19 protein-coding genes are annotated in these 16627 nt (G+C 39.0%); 17 read left to right on the top strand and 2 right to left on the bottom strand.

Annotation, left to right across the window (positions count from 1 at the left end; translation table 11 throughout):
- Positions 1–52: 52 nt before the first annotated feature.
- From atpA to ACEXOE_RS06605, 6 genes are all read left to right on the top strand, one after another.
- Complete coding sequence (gene atpA / locus ACEXOE_RS06630) at positions 53–1633, top strand: F0F1 ATP synthase subunit alpha (protein WP_394747955.1); 1581 nt, start codon at positions 53–55, stop codon at positions 1631–1633.
- Positions 1634–1656: 23 nt separating this feature from the next.
- Positions 1657–1995, top strand: coding sequence for a four helix bundle protein (locus tag ACEXOE_RS06625; RefSeq protein ID WP_394747954.1), 339 nt, complete (start codon positions 1657–1659; stop codon positions 1993–1995).
- A gap of 31 nt (positions 1996–2026) precedes the next feature.
- On the top strand, positions 2027–2887 hold the full coding sequence (gene atpG / locus ACEXOE_RS06620) for an ATP synthase F1 subunit gamma (protein ID WP_394747953.1): 861 nt from the start codon (positions 2027–2029) through the stop codon (positions 2885–2887).
- Positions 2888–3091: 204 nt separating this feature from the next.
- Positions 3092–3640 (top strand): RNA polymerase sigma factor, encoded by a 549-nt coding sequence (locus ACEXOE_RS06615; RefSeq protein WP_394747952.1) that lies wholly within the window; start codon positions 3092–3094, stop codon positions 3638–3640.
- Positions 3624–4151, top strand: coding sequence for a hypothetical protein (locus tag ACEXOE_RS06610; RefSeq protein WP_394747951.1), 528 nt, complete (start codon positions 3624–3626; stop codon positions 4149–4151). Before ACEXOE_RS06615 ends, ACEXOE_RS06610 begins: the two co-directional genes overlap by 17 nt.
- A complete protein-coding gene (locus ACEXOE_RS06605; protein ID WP_394747950.1) occupies positions 4138–5301 on the top strand; it encodes a hypothetical protein in 1164 nt (387 codons plus the stop codon). The genes ACEXOE_RS06610 and ACEXOE_RS06605 overlap by 14 nt, the downstream gene beginning before the upstream one ends.
- An 11-nt stretch (positions 5302–5312) precedes the next feature.
- Here ACEXOE_RS06605 and ACEXOE_RS06600 read toward each other — a convergent pair whose 3' ends face one another.
- Positions 5313–6959, bottom strand: coding sequence for a sulfatase family protein (locus ACEXOE_RS06600; protein ID WP_394747949.1), 1647 nt, complete (start codon positions 6957–6959; stop codon positions 5313–5315).
- 165 nt (positions 6960–7124) lie between these two features.
- Here ACEXOE_RS06600 and ACEXOE_RS06595 point away from each other — a divergent pair, with 165 nt between their 5' ends.
- The 11 genes from ACEXOE_RS06595 to ACEXOE_RS06545 all read left to right on the top strand — a co-directional run bounded on the left by ACEXOE_RS06595 (position 7125) and on the right by ACEXOE_RS06545 (position 15991).
- Positions 7125–7964, top strand: a complete 840-nt coding sequence (locus ACEXOE_RS06595; protein ID WP_394747948.1) for an alpha/beta fold hydrolase — start codon at positions 7125–7127, stop codon at positions 7962–7964.
- A 3-nt stretch (positions 7965–7967) separates the two neighbouring features.
- Positions 7968–8474 carry an RNA polymerase sigma factor gene (locus ACEXOE_RS06590; protein ID WP_394747947.1) on the top strand — a complete coding sequence of 169 codons (507 nt, stop codon included), beginning with the start codon at positions 7968–7970 and terminating at the stop codon, positions 8472–8474.
- Positions 8461–9042 carry a hypothetical protein gene (locus tag ACEXOE_RS06585; RefSeq protein WP_394747946.1) on the top strand — a complete coding sequence of 194 codons (582 nt, stop codon included), beginning with the start codon at positions 8461–8463 and terminating at the stop codon, positions 9040–9042. Before ACEXOE_RS06590 ends, ACEXOE_RS06585 begins: the two co-directional genes overlap by 14 nt.
- Before the next feature lie 70 nt (positions 9043–9112).
- Entirely contained in the window at positions 9113–9619 is a 507-nt protein-coding gene (locus ACEXOE_RS06580; RefSeq protein ID WP_394747945.1) for a hypothetical protein, read from the top strand.
- Positions 9620–9672: 53 nt separating this feature from the next.
- The gene (locus ACEXOE_RS06575) at positions 9673–11133 is read left to right on the top strand and encodes a lipopolysaccharide biosynthesis protein (protein WP_394747944.1); all 1461 of its coding nucleotides are present in this window, start codon (positions 9673–9675) and stop codon (positions 11131–11133) included.
- Positions 11130–11564: a dUTP diphosphatase gene (dut, locus tag ACEXOE_RS06570; protein ID WP_394747943.1), complete on the top strand. Its 435-nt coding sequence runs from the start codon at positions 11130–11132 to the stop codon at positions 11562–11564. Before ACEXOE_RS06575 ends, dut begins: the two co-directional genes overlap by 4 nt.
- Positions 11565–11609: 45 nt before the next feature.
- A complete protein-coding gene (locus tag ACEXOE_RS06565) occupies positions 11610–12626 on the top strand; it encodes a sugar phosphate nucleotidyltransferase (protein WP_394747942.1) in 1017 nt (338 codons plus the stop codon).
- A 24-nt stretch (positions 12627–12650) separates the two neighbouring features.
- Positions 12651–13589 (top strand): tetratricopeptide repeat protein, encoded by a 939-nt coding sequence (locus ACEXOE_RS06560; protein ID WP_394747941.1) that lies wholly within the window; start codon positions 12651–12653, stop codon positions 13587–13589.
- Between the two features lie 15 nt (positions 13590–13604).
- On the top strand, positions 13605–14372 hold the full coding sequence (locus ACEXOE_RS06555) for a DUF4292 domain-containing protein (protein WP_394747940.1): 768 nt from the start codon (positions 13605–13607) through the stop codon (positions 14370–14372).
- A 1-nt stretch (position 14373) separates the two neighbouring features.
- The gene (locus ACEXOE_RS06550) at positions 14374–15600 is read left to right on the top strand and encodes a murein hydrolase activator EnvC family protein (protein WP_394747939.1); all 1227 of its coding nucleotides are present in this window, start codon (positions 14374–14376) and stop codon (positions 15598–15600) included.
- Positions 15601–15625: 25 nt separating this feature from the next.
- Positions 15626–15991: a hypothetical protein gene (locus tag ACEXOE_RS06545; protein ID WP_394747938.1), complete on the top strand. Its 366-nt coding sequence runs from the start codon at positions 15626–15628 to the stop codon at positions 15989–15991.
- Positions 15992–16071: 80 nt separating this feature from the next.
- On the opposite strand, the gene ACEXOE_RS06540 is transcribed toward ACEXOE_RS06545, so the two are convergent.
- Positions 16072–16584, bottom strand: a complete 513-nt coding sequence (locus ACEXOE_RS06540) for an acyl-CoA thioesterase (RefSeq protein WP_394747937.1) — start codon at positions 16582–16584, stop codon at positions 16072–16074.
- Positions 16585–16627 lie beyond the last annotated feature (43 nt).

The raw sequence follows: 16627 nt of genomic DNA, 5'->3' as shown, positions 1-16627 counted from the left end.
TCTTAAGATATAGCGTGGAAGCGTCATATCTAACATCTTATATCTAGAACAAATGGCAGGAGTTAAAGCCGCTGAGGTATCAGCAATATTGAAAGAACAATTATCAGGATTCGAAGCGAGTGCTTCATTGGATGAAGTAGGTACGGTATTACAAGTAGGTGATGGTATCGCAAGAGTCTATGGGCTGTCAAACGCCGAGTATGGCGAATTGGTTGAATTTGAAGGCGGTTTGCAAGGAATCGTTTTGAACCTTGAAGAAGATAATGTTGGGGTTGTATTGTTGAGCCCATCAAAAGAAATTAAGGAAGGTGCTACCGTAAAACGTACACAGCGTATTGCATCTATTGATGTAGGTGAAGGTATTGTTGGCCGTGTGGTAAACACCTTGGGAAAACCTATTGATGGGAAGGGACCTATCTCGGGAGAATTGTACGAAATGCCTTTGGAACGTAAAGCGCCTGGGGTAATTTTCCGTCAACCGGTAAATGAGCCATTGCAAACGGGAATTAAAGCCATCGATGCGATGATTCCAGTAGGTAGAGGGCAACGAGAGTTGGTGATTGGAGACCGTCAGACAGGAAAAACTACAGTATGTATTGATACTATTCTTAACCAGAAAGAATTTTATGATGCGGGAGTCCCTGTATATTGTATTTACGTAGCTATTGGTCAGAAAGCGTCTACCGTTGCGGCTATTGCAAAAACATTGGAAGATAGAGGAGCTTTGGCCTATACGACTATTGTTGCGGCTAACGCATCCGATCCTGCTCCAATGCAGGTATATGCCCCATTCGCAGGAGCTGCTATCGGGGAGTATTTTAGAGATACAGGTCGCCCGGCATTGATCATTTATGATGATTTGTCCAAGCAAGCGGTTGCCTATCGTGAGGTGTCTCTTTTATTAAGACGTCCACCAGGACGTGAGGCGTATCCTGGAGATGTATTCTACCTTCACTCTAGATTGTTGGAGCGTTCTGCAAAAGTGATTGCTGATGATGGTATTGCAGAAGGAATGAACGATTTACCAGAATCCTTGAAGCCTATCGTTAAAGGAGGAGGTTCTTTAACGGCCTTGCCTATTATTGAAACGCAGGCAGGTGATGTATCTGCATATATCCCTACCAACGTAATTTCTATTACGGATGGTCAGATTTTCTTGGAACAAGATTTGTTCAACCAAGGGGTTCGTCCTGCAATTAACGTGGGTATCTCCGTATCGCGTGTAGGTGGTTCGGCTCAGATTAAATCCATGAAAAAAGTAGCAGGTACTTTGAAACTAGATCAGGCACAATTCCGTGAATTGGAAGCTTTTGCAAAATTTGGTTCTGATTTGGATGCAGCAACCTTGAACGTTATTGAAAAAGGACGGCGTAATGTGGAAATTTTGAAACAAGCTCAAAATGACCCATTTACCGTTGAAGATCAGGTAGCTATTATCTATGCCGGTTCCAAAAACTTGGTAAAAGATGTACCTGTTGATAAAGTAAAGGAATTTGAGAGAGATTTCATTGAATTCTTGAACACCAAGCACAGAGATGTTTTGGATACCTTGAAAGCTGGAAAATTAACGGATGAAGTTACCGATACCTTAACCGCGGTATGTAAAGACTTGTCTGCTAAATACGTAAACTAGTTAAGAGTGTAGAGTTATGAGTTATGGGCAAACTAGACGATAGTCCTATACGGAAAAAGAGTTTTTTGTTTGCTTGTGAAATTGTAACCTATTCTCGGAGTTTAAGAGATAAAAAAGAATTTGAAATAGCTTCTCAACTGCTAAAGAGTGGTACAAGTATAGGAGCTAATGTTCGAGAAGCGCAACGAGGAGTAAGTACTAAGGATTTTAAAAACAAGTTAGGAATTGCCCTTAAGGAAGCTGACGAGACATTATATTGGTTGGAAGTAATAGATACTTCAATAGAACCGGTATCAAGGGAGTTGATTAAAAAATGTGATGAGTTAATTAGGATTTTAGTGGCGATACTTAAAAATTCTTAATTCATAACTCTTAATTCATAACTATTGAAAAATGGCAAACTTAAAGGAAATACGTAATAGAATTGCTTCGGTTTCTTCAACCATGCAGATTACCAGTGCCATGAAAATGGTATCCGCTGCAAAGCTTAAGAAGGCACAGGATGCTATTACTGCCATGCGACCCTATGCGGATAAACTTACAGAGCTTTTACAGAGCTTGAGTGGGAGTTTGGATGTAGGTTCTGGAAGTGCGTATGCCGATGATAGGGAAGTAAACAAAGTATTGGTTGTTGCCATTACATCGAACAGGGGATTGTGCGGTGCTTTTAACAGCAATATCCTAAAACAGACCTCTGTATTGTTGAACGACACCTACGCCGGCAAGGAAGTAGACTTTATGGCGATTGGAAAGAAAGCAAATGATTTTCTAGAGAAAAAATCAAGTGTTATTGGAAATCATAGTTCTGTATTCGATGAACTTACTTTTGACAATGTCGCGACTATAGCGGAAACGCTAATGGAATTGTTTACCAATGGCGCCTATGACAAAATTGAAATTGTATATAACAAATTCAAAAATGCTGCTACTCAAATCGTGATAACGGAGCAGTTTTTACCTATAGTGCCTATAAATGCCGAAGAGAATTCCAGTGCAGATTATATTTTTGAACCAGAGAAGGCTGAAATTGTAGAGCAATTGATTCCAAAGTCCTTAAAAACGCAATTATATAAGGCCATTCGCGATTCTTTTGCCAGTGAACATGGTGCACGTATGACGGCAATGCACAAAGCAACAGATAATGCTACCGAATTAAGAGATCAATTAAAATTGACCTATAACAAAGCAAGACAGGCAGCAATTACCAATGAGATTTTAGAGATTGTTGGTGGTGCGGAAGCCTTAGCAAATTAACAATTACTAGGATTAGGCATTCTGCTTAATCAAAACATAGGAGAACCCTCTTCATCAAAATGAAGAGGGTTTTTTATATTAAAATACCTCTTTCTGCTCCCCGCTTGTCCTCAACATTGGGATTCAATCTATGATCTTTTTTTCTTTAAATTGAAACCTCAATACTTTTTCCTCGTTTTTAGAATAGAAACGCTAACAAAATCAATGCAATCTACAATAGATACCTTACTTAAAAACTGTAAACGCGGCGATGAAAAGGCCCAAGTACAGTTGTATGATAGGTATTGTAATGCCATGTTCGCTGTGGCCTGTCGCTATCTTAAAAATCAGGAAGATGCCAAAGACGCCATGCAAGAAGGCTTTATAAAAGCCTTTCAAAAACTGGAAACCTATAGTAATGATTTTAGTTTCGGGGCTTGGCTCAAGCGCATTGTTATTAATCAATGTCTGGACAAGTTAAAAAGCAAAAAATTGTCGCTTACTTCCCTTACTGAAGAAAACATGGAAATCTTGGATGATGAAAACTGGAATGTTGATATAAGTATTACCAAAGAAATGGTAGATGCTGCACTTGGACAACTGGCAAGGAAATACCAATTGGTAATCAAATTATATCTTATGGAAGGCTACGATCATGAAGAGATATCGGAGATATTGAATATCCCTATAAAAACATCAAGAACCCAATTGCGAAGAGGTCGTTTACAATTAAAGGAACTTTTAAAAAAGAAGTATTATGCAGCAGGATCTTAGAAATCTCTTTAAAAAAGAGGACAGCATATTAGAATTGCCACAAAATCATAAAGAAGATTTTTTAGTAAAACTTAGAGTGTCACAGAAAGGCACCAACCAAAGGAGATGGTTGCGTTCTGGTTATGGTATTGCAGCAGTATTAGTGCTGTTTCTAGGTGCAATTACAGGCTTTTTTACGCTTTTGGATGCTGAAAAAACAACAGCTCAAAGCACTATAGTTCAACAAATAGAAAGTATGGAAAAAGAGTATTTGGCCAATATCAATAGAGAATGGCAAAATTTCTTGATTCTTACCACAGACAGAGATTTGGTAAAACGCTATGAGAAGAGATTGGATGATCTAGGTAAAGATTATAAAGATACAGCTAGCCAGTTTAAGGAAAACCCCAATGATATACACACCATTGAAAAGTTAATAAACAACCTTCAAACAAGATTACAGCTGTTAAAAGACATTCAAGAACATATTAAAATCATTAATCAACAAAACGAACCCTATGAAAATTTATAAAATCATGATATTGATGCTCATCACATCAATATCGGTAGAAGCACAAAGAGAAGAAGTCTATCAAAACGTTTTTGATACCGATCGTCTCACATCTTTGGTCCTAGATATTGAAAATTCCACCTTTACTATTGAGAACTCTGAAGATGGGAAAGTGCACATCAACTATTTCATTGAATTTGACAATTTTTCGCCAAAAGAGCGAGAAAGTAGAATGGCTGAAATTAGTGCAAAAGCCGAAATGGTCGATGATGAGATTAGAGTTTCGGCTAGCAGTAAACAAGCAATTAACATTATAAACTTTAAGTATATAGGTGCCGGCTCGCTCTATTACGAATATACCTATGACATTGATAAATTCAAGGAACATGTTTTTCATAAATCCAAAGATTCCATTGTCAAGGAAATCAGAGTTCAAAAATATAAAGATAGCCGTAACTCATTTAAAGGAACACAAATTAAAATAAAGTCGAGGAAAGGGAAGACCGTGAAACCTAAGATAAAGGATGTTAAAACGCTTAAGGGAACATTTATCATCAAAGTACCTCCACATGTAGGCATACATGGAAACTTAAAGAATAGTAACATCACTATTCGAAACCATCTTTTCAATGAAATAATGCTCGACTTAAAAAAAGGGTCCTTTACATCCAAAGAACTCAGAAACAATCTTAATCATATCACAGTCAATGATGCCAATTTCAAGGCAGAAGGACTTTTAGGAGGAAATTATATCCTCAATAATGTCAAAAAAGGCCTGATAGGAACCGTATATAACGCCAGTATCATTTCTGAATTCTCAAAACTGGAAATCGGAGAAATACGAGGGGGGGCATCCGTAACGGATTTTAACAGTACCTATTGGTTCTATAATTGGTCGGGTGATTTCAAAAAATTTGAGATGCAGGCGGAGTATTCCAAGGTGCATTTGTTTCAGCCCAATAAAAGTATAGGGAGCCCTAATAATTATATGCTCACTACCTTTGGATATAACACCGTACATCATTTTGATGATGATACTACTGCTGAAATTCCACCCAACAGAAAGAATGAAAAATCCAAAATGCTTGTGGTGGGCGATGAGGCATTATCCTTAAATAAAGTGCATTTGGACATTGTCCACGGCATTGTAAATCTGTATCCGGAAGAATAGTACCCGTTATTTTATTTTCCTTTGTTCAAAGGGGAATCGATGTTATTTTTATGGTGTTGGGCAATATAATAGTCATCCAAATCTTTGGAATCTTTGTATTGTATCCGCAGCTCCGCCAATTTGGTTTTTAACTCGGAAACCACCTGTGCATAGGCGGGATCATTATAAACGTTGTTCATTTCCTGTGGATCTTTCTTGCGATCGTACAATTCCCACTCATCCACATCATAATAAAAATGTGCCAACTTATAATCAATGGTTACCATACCATAATGTCTTTTTACTTGATGCACAGCAGGATACTCGTAATAATGATAGTATACGGCATCCCTGTCCCAATCGGCATCATTCCCAGTTAGCAAAGGCATTAAACTTTCTCCTTGCATATCTTCTGGAGCAGGAATCTGTGCTGCTTCCAAAAAGGTTTGTGCAAAATCGAGATTCTGTACCATCTGCTCGTTGGTAATCCCTGGGGTAATGGCATTGGGCCAACGCACAAGTAGGGGAGTTTTAAAAGATTCGTCATAAATAAAACGCTTGTCGAACCACCCATGCTCGCCCAAATAAAAGCCTTGGTCCGAAGTATAGACCACCATGGTATTGTCTGATAATTCACTTTCGTCCAAATAATCCAATACCCTCCCAACATTGTCATCAACAGAAGAAATGCAGGCCAAATAGTCTTGCATATACCGTTGATATTTCCAATTCATTTTTTCTTCCAATGTCATTTTGGGCCAATTTTCCTTAAAATAACTATTGATGGAATCTAAAATAGGATCGTAAAGCGCTTTTTGAGCGGCATTTGCCCTTCCGTAAGGGCCGTAAAAACCATTTTCGTATTCCCGCACCTGTGGTGTCAAGTTGGCCATACTAGCCGTTGTTTCTGGTCGAATCTTGCTGTCATGATTGTACATCATATCGTAGAGCACATTCATTTCGGCAGTTTTAGCAGCCGTACCCCGGTTGGCATAATCATCGAATAGCGAAGCGGGTTGTGGGAATTCTTTGCGCACAAATTCCTTAAATTTTTTAGGACTGGGCCACCAGGGACGATGCGGGGCCTTGTGCAGATACATGAGCATAAAGGGCTTTTTGGGATCTCGCTTTTTCTCCAACCAATTAAGGGTCATATCGGTAATAATGTCTGTAACGTAACCGGTAATTGTAGTATCCCCCTTTTGGGTGATAAAATCAGGATTGATATAATGTCCTTGCCCGGGAAGAATCATGAACTCATCAACCCCTTTGGGATTATTTCCAAAATGCAGCTTTCCAAACATGGCCGTCTGATAGCCCGCTTGTTGAAACAATTGGGGAAAGGTGACCTGCGTAGTGTCAAAAGGCATTTGGTTATCTATTTTTCCATTGATGTGGGTATGTTTTCCGGTAAGGATTGTCGCTCTTGAAGGCGCGCAAATGGAATTGGATACACAAGCATTGGTAAACGTAATGCCCTCTTTTCCAATACGATCAATATTAGGGGTTTGAATAAGCTTATCGCTATACTGGCTTATGGCTTGATACGCATGATCATCGGACATGATGAAGATGATATTCGGCTTTTGCGGTGAGACTACCGCTTTTTTTTCTTCGGCACAAGCAATGAAAAAAAAGATACCAAGGATAAGAAGAATATGGCGAAAGGGTACTTTCATGGGTGGTATTTTGACTATGGTTTGCCTTTAAAGGTACTAAAAATCAAGGCATTTGATAATGTAAGCAACTATTGCATTTGATTTTTTTTCGTGAACATCCCATAGGGATGTAACATTTTAAGGAAAATGTATCTAAAGGACAAAACGTATTAAAAACAATCTAAAATGAAAACATTAAAATATAGTTTGGTCGTTCTTTTATGGATGTATGGAACATCCGTACAATCACAGCAAGCCTTTAAGGTAGATGTTCAGGGAAAAGGGAAACCGGTATTATTGCTTCCAGGATTTACATGCACGGCAGCGGTCTGGGAAGAAACGGTGGCCGAATTGTCCAAAAACTACGAATGTCATAGTTTTACCCTGGCAGGTTTCGGGGATGTCCCAACTATAGGAAAGCCATGGCTGCCCAAGATCAAGGAGGCTATTGTGGATTACGTGAAGGAGAAGCAGTTGAACAAACCTACTATAATAGGACATAGCCTAGGAGGTACGTTGGGACTGTGGTTGGCCTCCGAGGAAAAAGAGATGTTCGGCAAAATCATTGTGGTGGATGCCTTACCATCTACAGGAGCCCTTATGATACCTAATTTTAATAGTGAAGACATGGTTTATGACAGTCCATACAATCAACAACTGTTACAAATGAATGATAGTGTCTTTAAAACAAGGGCCGTTCAAATGGCAGGTTTTATGAGTTTGAACAAAGAAAAACATGAGCAATTGACACAATGGATTCTAGAGGCCGATAGAGAAACCTATGTGTACGGATATACAGACCTGTTACGACTGGATTTGAGGGAGGCCATTGCGAATATTACAAGTCCTGTGGCCGTAATCGCAGCAACGCATCCGTATGGCTTGGCCATGGCCCAAAAAACCTATAGCGATCAGTATCAGAATTTAAAAACCTATGATATCCTGTATGCCGAGGGTTCGGCACATTTCATTATGTATGATAAATCACAGTGGTTTTTGGAACAATTGAAATTGCAGTTGAAATAGTAGATGACAAAGAAGAACTTGGAATTTGAAACGATATATCAATCCAATTATAGCAGGGTTTTCCGACTTTGTCAGGGCTATGTACACGGGAATGTGAGCTTGGCCAAAGATTTAACGCATGAGGTTTTTATAAAGGTGTGGGAAGGCTTAGCTTCTTTTAAGAATGAAGCGGCCATTTCAACATGGATTTATCGCATAGCCGTGAATACTTGTTTGATGCACTTACGGCATAACAAGAAAAAATACACCTTGTTTAAAGAGGGGGCCATTGCGGACATTCCTCCAGAATCAGAGCCGTCCGTAAACCAAAAAGAGGGTCGATTGAAACAATTATACCACTGCATCCGCAAACTTCCTGAAGTGAGTAAAACTATAATATTGCTGGAATTGGAGGGTGTTCCCCAAAAAGAAATTGCTGCAATAACTGGAATAACCCATGCGGCGGTAAGAGTGCGCCTGCATCGTATTAAGGATAACCTAACAAAATGTGTTCGAAATGGAATTATTTGAAGAATTACAAACGGAATGGGATGAACAAGCCGAAATAGCACCACCCAAAGGTGGACCACAAAAAATTAAGGAAAGCGTAAATTCCCTGAAAAACAAACAGAAGATAACCTATGTGGTATTGGGTACCACTATAATAATACTGATTGGTTTTTTCTTTTATATTTCTGCGTATCGTCTTGAGCATGTGGCCTTTTTGCTAGGATTGATGATTGCGGTTCTTTTCCTTAGAATAGTAATTGAGGTAATTAGCGTGGCATATTTAAAACGGATGAATAGAGCAGAGCACATGGAACTTTTCCTAAAAAAAATACTGTATTATTATAAGGTTAGAAAAGGAATTCACTACCTCATAACACCTGTGTTGTTTTTTACCTACTGGTTTGGATTTGTGGGCCTGCTACCCTATTTCAAACAGAGCCTTTCTCTAGGCTTTTATACCTATATTCAGGTGTCTTCTTTGGTAATTTTCCTTGTTTTGGGAATCTTTATTGGGGCACAGGTTAAAAAAGAACTTCGCTTGTTAAAAGAACTGCAACTTGTACAACGGGAAGTAAACAAAAAGGTATAAAACATTTCGTAAACAATATTTTGGCATTACTTTTGGTTTTATTGGAATATAACCACGTAAAATAATGTCAATGAAATATTCAATATATATAGCAATTGTTTTGATGATGGGACTTTCTAGTTGTGCCTCCCAAAAGAAGTTAGAAACCGCAGCTCCATTTAAAATGGGCTCGGCCTCCAGTCAGGCTTGGACAGGAGGTGTAGAATCTTCCGGCTCTGGATATACCTTGAAAGTGGCCATGGAAGAGCTTTCCCCAAATGTGGAATTTAGGGATATTTATTTTCGCGGACAAATAGGTCTTGTGGAAATGGAAGAAGTGGACGGAAAGATGTACTGTAAGGCCAAGCTCATAAAAAAAGCAGGGAAACCTGATATTATCTCCCATAAGGATGCAGCAAAAGAGGCAGGAAACCAACCTCCAGCCTTGAATACTTCAGTAAAAAAGCAGTTTCCTTTTGAAGTAAATAAGGATGAGGCTGTTCTGCGTTATACAGAAGGCAACAAGACGCGATACATTAAAATTTCCAACATTAAGGAATTGGCACCAAAGGTTTATTCTGGGATTCAAAAGAACTAAACTTTGCTTCCTAGGGGTTAAATCCCTAATTTTAAAACATAAGCGCTAGGCTGTTGAATCCACTAAAAAAACTTTTTAAACAAACCTTTATCTATGGCTTGGCAACAGTGTTGCCAAGAATGCTCTCCTTTCTATTGTTGCCCCTGTATACCCATATTCTTGAGGTTGCGGGTTATGGGGAAATATCGGTAATTTTTGCATGGTTTGCCATATTTAATGTCATTTTGGCCTATGGAATGGAAACTGCTTTTTTCCGATTTTATCACAAAGCGGAAAATAGACAAAAAGTAGTATCCACAGCTTTGATTTCTATTGTGGCAACCACGGCCATTTTTTTGATTTTTGGACTTGGATTACAGGGTTGGATATCCGAAATGGCGGGGATTGAATTAAAGTATATTCAATACGCATTGTGCATCGTAGCCTTGGATGCTTTGGTGATTATTCCTTTTGCTTGGTTACGGGCCACGGAAAAACCCATGCGCTATGCCATTGTAAAAATGATCAATGTAGCTATTTATTTGGGCTTGAATGTTTTTTTCCTCCTGGTATTGCCAGATTGGGCGACCAATGACCCCAATATGTTCCTGGCCGATGTATACCAACCTAATTATGAGGTGTCCTATATTTTTATCTCTAATTTGGTGGCCAGTGGGGTTACCTTGATATTGATGTTGGAACCTTATGTAAAGCAAACCTACATTTTTGATACCTTACTCTGGAAAAAAATGATGGGATATGGTTTGCCCGTTCTTGTGGCAGGAGTCGCATTTACCATAAACGAAGTTTTTGATCGAATTCTGTTAAAACATCTACTGGAAGAAGGGGTAGCAGATGCTGAAATAGGAATGTATTCGGCCTGTTACAAATTGGCACTTTTTATGACGCTATTTGCAACAGCCTTTAGAATGGGCATAGAACCTTTTTTTTTCAGTCATTCTTCGTCCAAAAACCCACAGAAAACCTATGCCCAGATTACCAATTACTTTGTGATCTTGGGAAGTATTATCCTTTTGGGGGTGATTGTATTTTCAGATGTACTCAAAGTGTTGTTTGTACGAAATAGTGACTATTGGGAGGCCATGTCTATTGTCCCGATTATTACCTTGGCAGCCTTTTTTCTGGGAATTTACCACAACCTTTCCGTTTGGTATAAGATTACGGATAAGACCCGATATGGAGCTTTGATTTCTGTCATAGGGGCAATTATGACAATCGGTATTAATTATGCATTTATTCCCAGTATTGGTTATATGGCTTCGGCCATTGCTACGCTGGTGGCATATGGGACCATGATGGTACTTTCCTATGCTATCGGCAAGCGACATTATCCCATTCCATACAATTTTAGAAAGATTGTATTTTACCTTTCCATATCTATCCTTTTTTCCATATTGTCCTTCTACGTTTTTAATCGTAGTTTGATCTGGGGAAGCCTATTGCTTTTCCTATTTTTGGGAATGGTTTATAAATTGGAAAATGAACAACTTAGAAAAATATTTTTAAGAAAATGAATATCAATATCATCAACAAATCCGTACATCCCCTTCCCCATTATGAGACCATGGCATCAGCAGGGATGGATTTAAGAGCCAATATTTCCGAATCCATTACGTTAGAACCTTTAGAGAGGACTATTGTAAAAACAGGATTGTTTATAGAACTCCCTATAGGCTATGAGGCACAGGTGCGCCCAAGGAGCGGCTTGGCTGCAAAAAAAGGAATTACAGTACTGAATGCACCTGGCACCATTGATGCAGATTATAGAGGCGAAATAGGAGTAATACTAGTGAATCTTTCCAATGAGAATTTTGTAGTGGAGAACGGAGAACGTATTGCCCAACTCGTTATTGCAAAACACGAACGTGCCCAGTGGACGGCTGTGGATTCATTATCAGAAACTTCACGTGGTGAGGGAGGATTTGGAAGTACAGGAACAAAATAAAAAAAGGTCTTAGGACCCAAGAATAAACCATTAACAAACAAAGAAATGAAAATTATAGTACCTATGGCGGGTCGCGGATCTAGATTGCGACCACATACCCTAACCATTCCAAAACCCTTGATACCTGTAGCGGGAGAACCTATTGTTCATCGCTTGGTAAAGGATATTGCCGATATTTTGGATGAGGAGATAGAAGAGATTGCCTTTATTTTGGGAGACCCGGCATTCTTCGGAGATGAAATTGTAACCAGCCTAAAGGAATTGGCGGTAAGTTTAGGTGCCAAGGCAAGTATTTACAGACAATTGGACCCTAAGGGAACCGGACATGCCATCATGTGTGCAAAGGAATCTTTAAGTGGACCGGCCGTAATAGCGTATGCTGATACATTGATCAGGGCCAATTTTGATTTGGATAAGGAAGCAGATAGCGTTATCTGGACCAAGGAAGTAGCCAACCCGGAAGCCTATGGGGTAGTGCAGCTGAATGAACAGCAACATATCGTAGAATTGGTGGAGAAGCCAGAGACGTTTGTCAGTAATCAGGCCGTCATAGGGATTTACTATTTTAAGGATGTCGCTGTATTAAAGAAAGAACTGCAGTACGTACTGGACAACGATATCATCAATGGAGGGGAATACCAGATCAATGATGGAATTAAACGTATGATGCAGGACGGAAAGGTTTTTAAAACAGGAACTGTTGATGAGTGGATGGATTGTGGAAATAAAAATGTAACCGTGGAAACCAATGGGAGAATGCTTAAATTTTTAGCAGAAAGTGGAGAGAATTTGGTTTCCGGTCAGATTACAAATACAAGTTCTCAGATTATTCAACCCTGTTTTATTGGAGAAGGAGTATCTATAACCAATAGTGTTGTAGGCCCCTACGCTTCTATAGGTGCGAATACAGTTATTGAGAACAGTAACGTTAAAAATAGCATAATCCAAACCCATGCGAGCATTAAAAATGCTACTTTAGATAATGCCATGATCGGCAATCATGCCCGCTTTGATGGTAATTTTACGCAAGTGAGCATTGGAGACTATTCGGTTATAGAATAAAACACATTGTTTTTATAGGTTGATATGAGAAAGAATTGGGGTATAACGATTATCGGAATCACATCATTTTTGTGGATTGTGCCGAGCTATGCCCAAGAAAAAGAACTGAAGGTAGAAGAGAGTGCGGAAGTAAGCCTTGAAGCCTATTCTGACGCTTTTCAGGAGAATTTCTTTGAAGCCTTAAAGCAGAAAGGCATTGAGAACTATGATAGGGCTGTGAATCTGTTGTTGAAGTGCAAGCAAATAAGTCCCAATGATAAGGTTGTGGATTATGAGTTGGCAAAAATCTATTTAAAAGACCGACAATATATTTCGGCTCAGGAATATGCTACTTCTGCCCTAATATCCGACCCTGCCAATCTATGGTATTTGGATACCTATATGCGTATACTTCAAAAACAAGGAATCGCATTGTCCTCGGTAAGATCGTCCATCCCCTATGACAATCCTCAATTAAGGGAAAATTTGGCCAGTATTTATTTTCAAAGAAAGGATTATTTAGAAACCATAAATATACTTAAGAGTATTGAAGCAACTACCTTTTCCAAAAACCTTATGGCAAAGGCCGAGGAAGGGCTTGAGAACGAAAAACGAAAGACAAAGACGGTAAGTTATACAGCTACGGTAGATAATACCACTAGTTCGCCTTTGGAGCGCTATAAAGTACGTATTGAGGGTATCATACGCAGTGGAAATCTAACGCTTTTGGAAACCCTATCTTCTGAAGCATTGGATTTATATCCTTCCCAACCCTATTTTTATTATGCCTTGGGCTTGGCTTTGAATAAGAAGATGAAATATAAAAATGCCGTAGAATATTTGGAAAGTGGTTTGGATTATATGGTAGATAATGACGTTAGATTATCCAATAATATCTATAAAGCATTGGTGGAAGCCTATACGGGCTTAAGAAATACCGCCAAAGCAAATTTATACCAACAAAAAATAAAGCCTGGATTTTAAATGAAATTTGGAAAAATGGGATATAAGATAATGTTTGTGGGTCTACTGCTACTTGCCTTGACATCATGTAAATCAAAGAAGGTACTGGCAGGAGGAACCATTAATGAAAATTTATCGGCCAAAGCAATCATTAAGGGGCACTACAACAATCAATTGGATTTTAAGACGCTAAGCGGAAGAATGAAAATCGATTATTCCGATGGGGAATCCTCCCAAGGTTTTAGCGTAAGTCTGCGTATGGAAAGGGATAAGGCCATATGGATAAGCGCTCCTTTAGGAATTGTAAAAGCCTATATAACACCAAATAGGGTTAGCTTTTATAACAAATTACAAAACGAGTATTTCGACGGGGATTTTGCTTATTTGAGCAATCTTCTGGGCACCGAATTGGACTTTGAGAAGGTACAGAATGTATTATTGGGCCAGGCGTTATTTAATTTAAGGGATGGCAAGTATAATGCAGGGGTCAGCAGTAACAACTATGTGCTAAAACCCAAAAAACAAGAGGTACTTTTTAAAACCCTCTTCCAAATAGAACCGCGTAATTTTAAGATGGCTACGCAACAATTGTCGCAACCCGAACAGGATCGGTTTTTGGAAATTGAGTATAAAGATTATCAAGAAATCAATGAAAAAGTAGTTCCCAATGATATTGGTATTGTAGCGGTCAACGGCAGTTTAACCAATATGATTGATATTACGTATCGAAATATTGAGTTTGGAAAACCCCTGAGATTTCCATATAAAATACCAAAAGGTTTTAAAAAAATAGTCTTGAAGTAGTATGTTCAGTAAACCCTTCTATTGCATTTATACTATAGCGCTTATCTTTTTTATAGGAGGGAATGCCTTTGCCCAAACTAATGAACAAAAGGCGCTACAGCAGAAGCGGGAGCAACTCCAAAAAGAAATTAAAAAAATAAACCAATTATTATTTGCAGAAAAAAAAGAAAGGGGCAATGTCTTGGATCAAATGGAGGCTCTGGACAAGAAAATTAGCATCAGTCAGCAACTGATTCGCGTAACCAATCAGCAATCCAATTTGCTCAATCGTCAGATCAACGCAAATGTCAGAAATATTGCAAAACTGCAAGAAGATCTTAAAATTTTAAAGGATGAGTATGCCGTTATGGTGCAGCGGTCCTATCAGAATAAGTCCAAGCAGAGTCGTTTAATGTTTTTGCTGTCCTCTAAAAACTTTTATCAGGCGTATAAGCGAGCACAATATCTTAAGCAGTATACCGATTACCGCAAAGAACAGGGACAGCAGTTGGTGGCCAAAACAGCAGAACTAAAGGAATTGAACATTGAACTTACCGAAAAAAGGAAAGATAAAGATAAACTCATTGCCGAAAATAAAGTCGTAAGGAGGCAACTGCAGCGTGAATTGGACAGTCAAAAGGCCTTGCTGGCCAGTATTCGCAAAAATGAAAAGAAGTATACGCGAACCATACGAAAGAAGAAGCAAGAGGCCAAGAAAATAGACCAACAGATTGAGCGCCTTATTCGGAATGCCATAGCTGCTTCGAACAAAAAATCGGGCAAAAGAGGAAATACGTCCAAGTTTATTTTGACTCCGGAAGCGACCATTGTGGCACAGAATTTTGAAGCCAATAAAGGAAAGTTGATATGGCCTGTAGAACGAGGAATAAAAAGCAAAGGCTTTGGGGTATATAAAGATGCGGTATACCCTGGAATAAAACATCAAAATAATGGGGTAATTATCGCTACGGATAAGGGGGCAAGCGCTCGCTCTATTTTTAAAGGAGAAGTAATTGCTATTCTATCCGTTCCAGGGGGGAGTAAGGGAGTCCAGGTGAAGCATGGGAACTATATCAGTACATACTATAATTTGGCCAAGGTTTTTGTGAAACAAGGCGATAAAGTTGCTGCAAAAACAGCACTTGGCGAAGTTTATACCAGTCGGTTTAATGGGCAGACCCAGTTGAAATTCTACCTCTACAAAGACACCAAACGATTGAACCCTGAAGAATGGGTAAATCAATTATGATACCTACTTTTTTGATTGAAAATTCATGAAAAAAACAGACAAGGATATACTACCTCTTGCGATTTCAGCGGTATTGGTGTTAATTTCCTTATGGATGTGGTTAATCCATAGTTATGTGCTGGAAAAAGAGTTCTATTTGGGAATGTTAGTTTTGATGACAGCGGTTATATTGTATTTTATGGCCAGAAAAGTATATCTCTATTTTTTTGCCATTGCATTACTTGCCGGCTTACTTGGTTTTATTGACTTCTATTATATTACGTTAAAAATTGAATTGGGTATGGTAAACCTAAACCCAATTTTTATCGCAATCTTTATCCTTTATTTTGTCTTTAGCAAGGATAATGTCAACAAACCAAGCTCTTTTGGGAAAGAGAAACCCCCTAATTAGCACTACAGGAAATTTCAGTGATAACATGTAACTCCTTAAGAATACAGGTTATCAACACCAAGTTCAATATGAAAACATTGCTAATCTACAAACAAGGCTTTTAGCTCTGTAGCCTCACTGGCTTTCATTTTCCCTGCCAGTACCAAACTCAGTTGCTTTCGTCTCAGTGCGCCAACATAGCGCTCCTTCTCTTGATCGGTCTCTGGTGTAATGCCAGGAACAGGAGCGGGTTTTCCAGTATCATCAACAGCAACAAAAGTATATATAGCTTCATTGGCTTTAGTGCGATCTCCGTTAAAACGATCTTCCATCCACACGTCTATATAAACCTCCATAGAAGTTCTGAATGCCCTAGAAACCTTAGCTTCCACCATAACAACACTTCCTACGGGAACAGACCTATTAAAAGCCACATGATTTACGGAAGCGGTGACCACAATTCTCCGGCTATGACGACGGGCAGCAATACTGGCGGCACGGTCCATGCGCGCAAGGAGCTCGCCACCAAACAAATTATTCAAGGGATTGGTTTCGCTGGGAAGAACCAAATCCGTCATCACTGTTCTAGAATGTACTGGAGCTTTAGAATCCATAAATGCATATTTTTTGCAAAGATACGCCCTTAAACCGATAAAA

Origin of the sequence: Spongiimicrobium salis, assembly GCF_043678055.1 — a bacterium.
GTDB classification, from domain to species: Bacteria; Bacteroidota; Bacteroidia; order Flavobacteriales; family Flavobacteriaceae; genus Spongiimicrobium; species Spongiimicrobium salis.
The sequence above is the reverse complement of the archived record's forward strand: the minus strand, read 5'-3'. Positions and strand labels throughout refer to the sequence as shown.

Bases quoted from the DNA above. Each gene is read 5' to 3' on its own strand.
- atpA (WP_394747955.1), top strand. From the start codon at position 53: ATGGCAGGAGTTAAAGCCGCTGAGGTATCAGCAATATTGAAAGAACAA.
- ACEXOE_RS06625 (WP_394747954.1), top strand. From the start codon at position 1,657: ATGGGCAAACTAGACGATAGTCCTATACGGAAAAAGAGTTTTTTGTTT.
- atpG (WP_394747953.1), top strand. From the start codon at position 2,027: ATGGCAAACTTAAAGGAAATACGTAATAGAATTGCTTCGGTTTCTTCA.
- ACEXOE_RS06615 (WP_394747952.1), top strand. From the start codon at position 3,092: ATGCAATCTACAATAGATACCTTACTTAAAAACTGTAAACGCGGCGAT.
- ACEXOE_RS06610 (WP_394747951.1), top strand. From the start codon at position 3,624: ATGCAGCAGGATCTTAGAAATCTCTTTAAAAAAGAGGACAGCATATTA.
- ACEXOE_RS06605 (WP_394747950.1), top strand. From the start codon at position 4,138: ATGAAAATTTATAAAATCATGATATTGATGCTCATCACATCAATATCG.
- ACEXOE_RS06600 (WP_394747949.1), bottom strand. From the start codon at position 6,959: ATGAAAGTACCCTTTCGCCATATTCTTCTTATCCTTGGTATCTTTTTT.
- ACEXOE_RS06595 (WP_394747948.1), top strand. From the start codon at position 7,125: ATGAAAACATTAAAATATAGTTTGGTCGTTCTTTTATGGATGTATGGA.
- ACEXOE_RS06590 (WP_394747947.1), top strand. From the start codon at position 7,968: ATGACAAAGAAGAACTTGGAATTTGAAACGATATATCAATCCAATTAT.
- ACEXOE_RS06585 (WP_394747946.1), top strand. From the start codon at position 8,461: ATGGAATTATTTGAAGAATTACAAACGGAATGGGATGAACAAGCCGAA.
- ACEXOE_RS06580 (WP_394747945.1), top strand. From the start codon at position 9,113: ATGAAATATTCAATATATATAGCAATTGTTTTGATGATGGGACTTTCT.
- dut (WP_394747943.1), top strand. From the start codon at position 11,130: ATGAATATCAATATCATCAACAAATCCGTACATCCCCTTCCCCATTAT.
- ACEXOE_RS06565 (WP_394747942.1), top strand. From the start codon at position 11,610: ATGAAAATTATAGTACCTATGGCGGGTCGCGGATCTAGATTGCGACCA.
- ACEXOE_RS06560 (WP_394747941.1), top strand. From the start codon at position 12,651: ATGAGAAAGAATTGGGGTATAACGATTATCGGAATCACATCATTTTTG.
- ACEXOE_RS06555 (WP_394747940.1), top strand. From the start codon at position 13,605: ATGGGATATAAGATAATGTTTGTGGGTCTACTGCTACTTGCCTTGACA.
- ACEXOE_RS06550 (WP_394747939.1), top strand. From the start codon at position 14,374: ATGTTCAGTAAACCCTTCTATTGCATTTATACTATAGCGCTTATCTTT.
- ACEXOE_RS06545 (WP_394747938.1), top strand. From the start codon at position 15,626: ATGAAAAAAACAGACAAGGATATACTACCTCTTGCGATTTCAGCGGTA.
- ACEXOE_RS06540 (WP_394747937.1), bottom strand. From the start codon at position 16,584: ATGGATTCTAAAGCTCCAGTACATTCTAGAACAGTGATGACGGATTTG.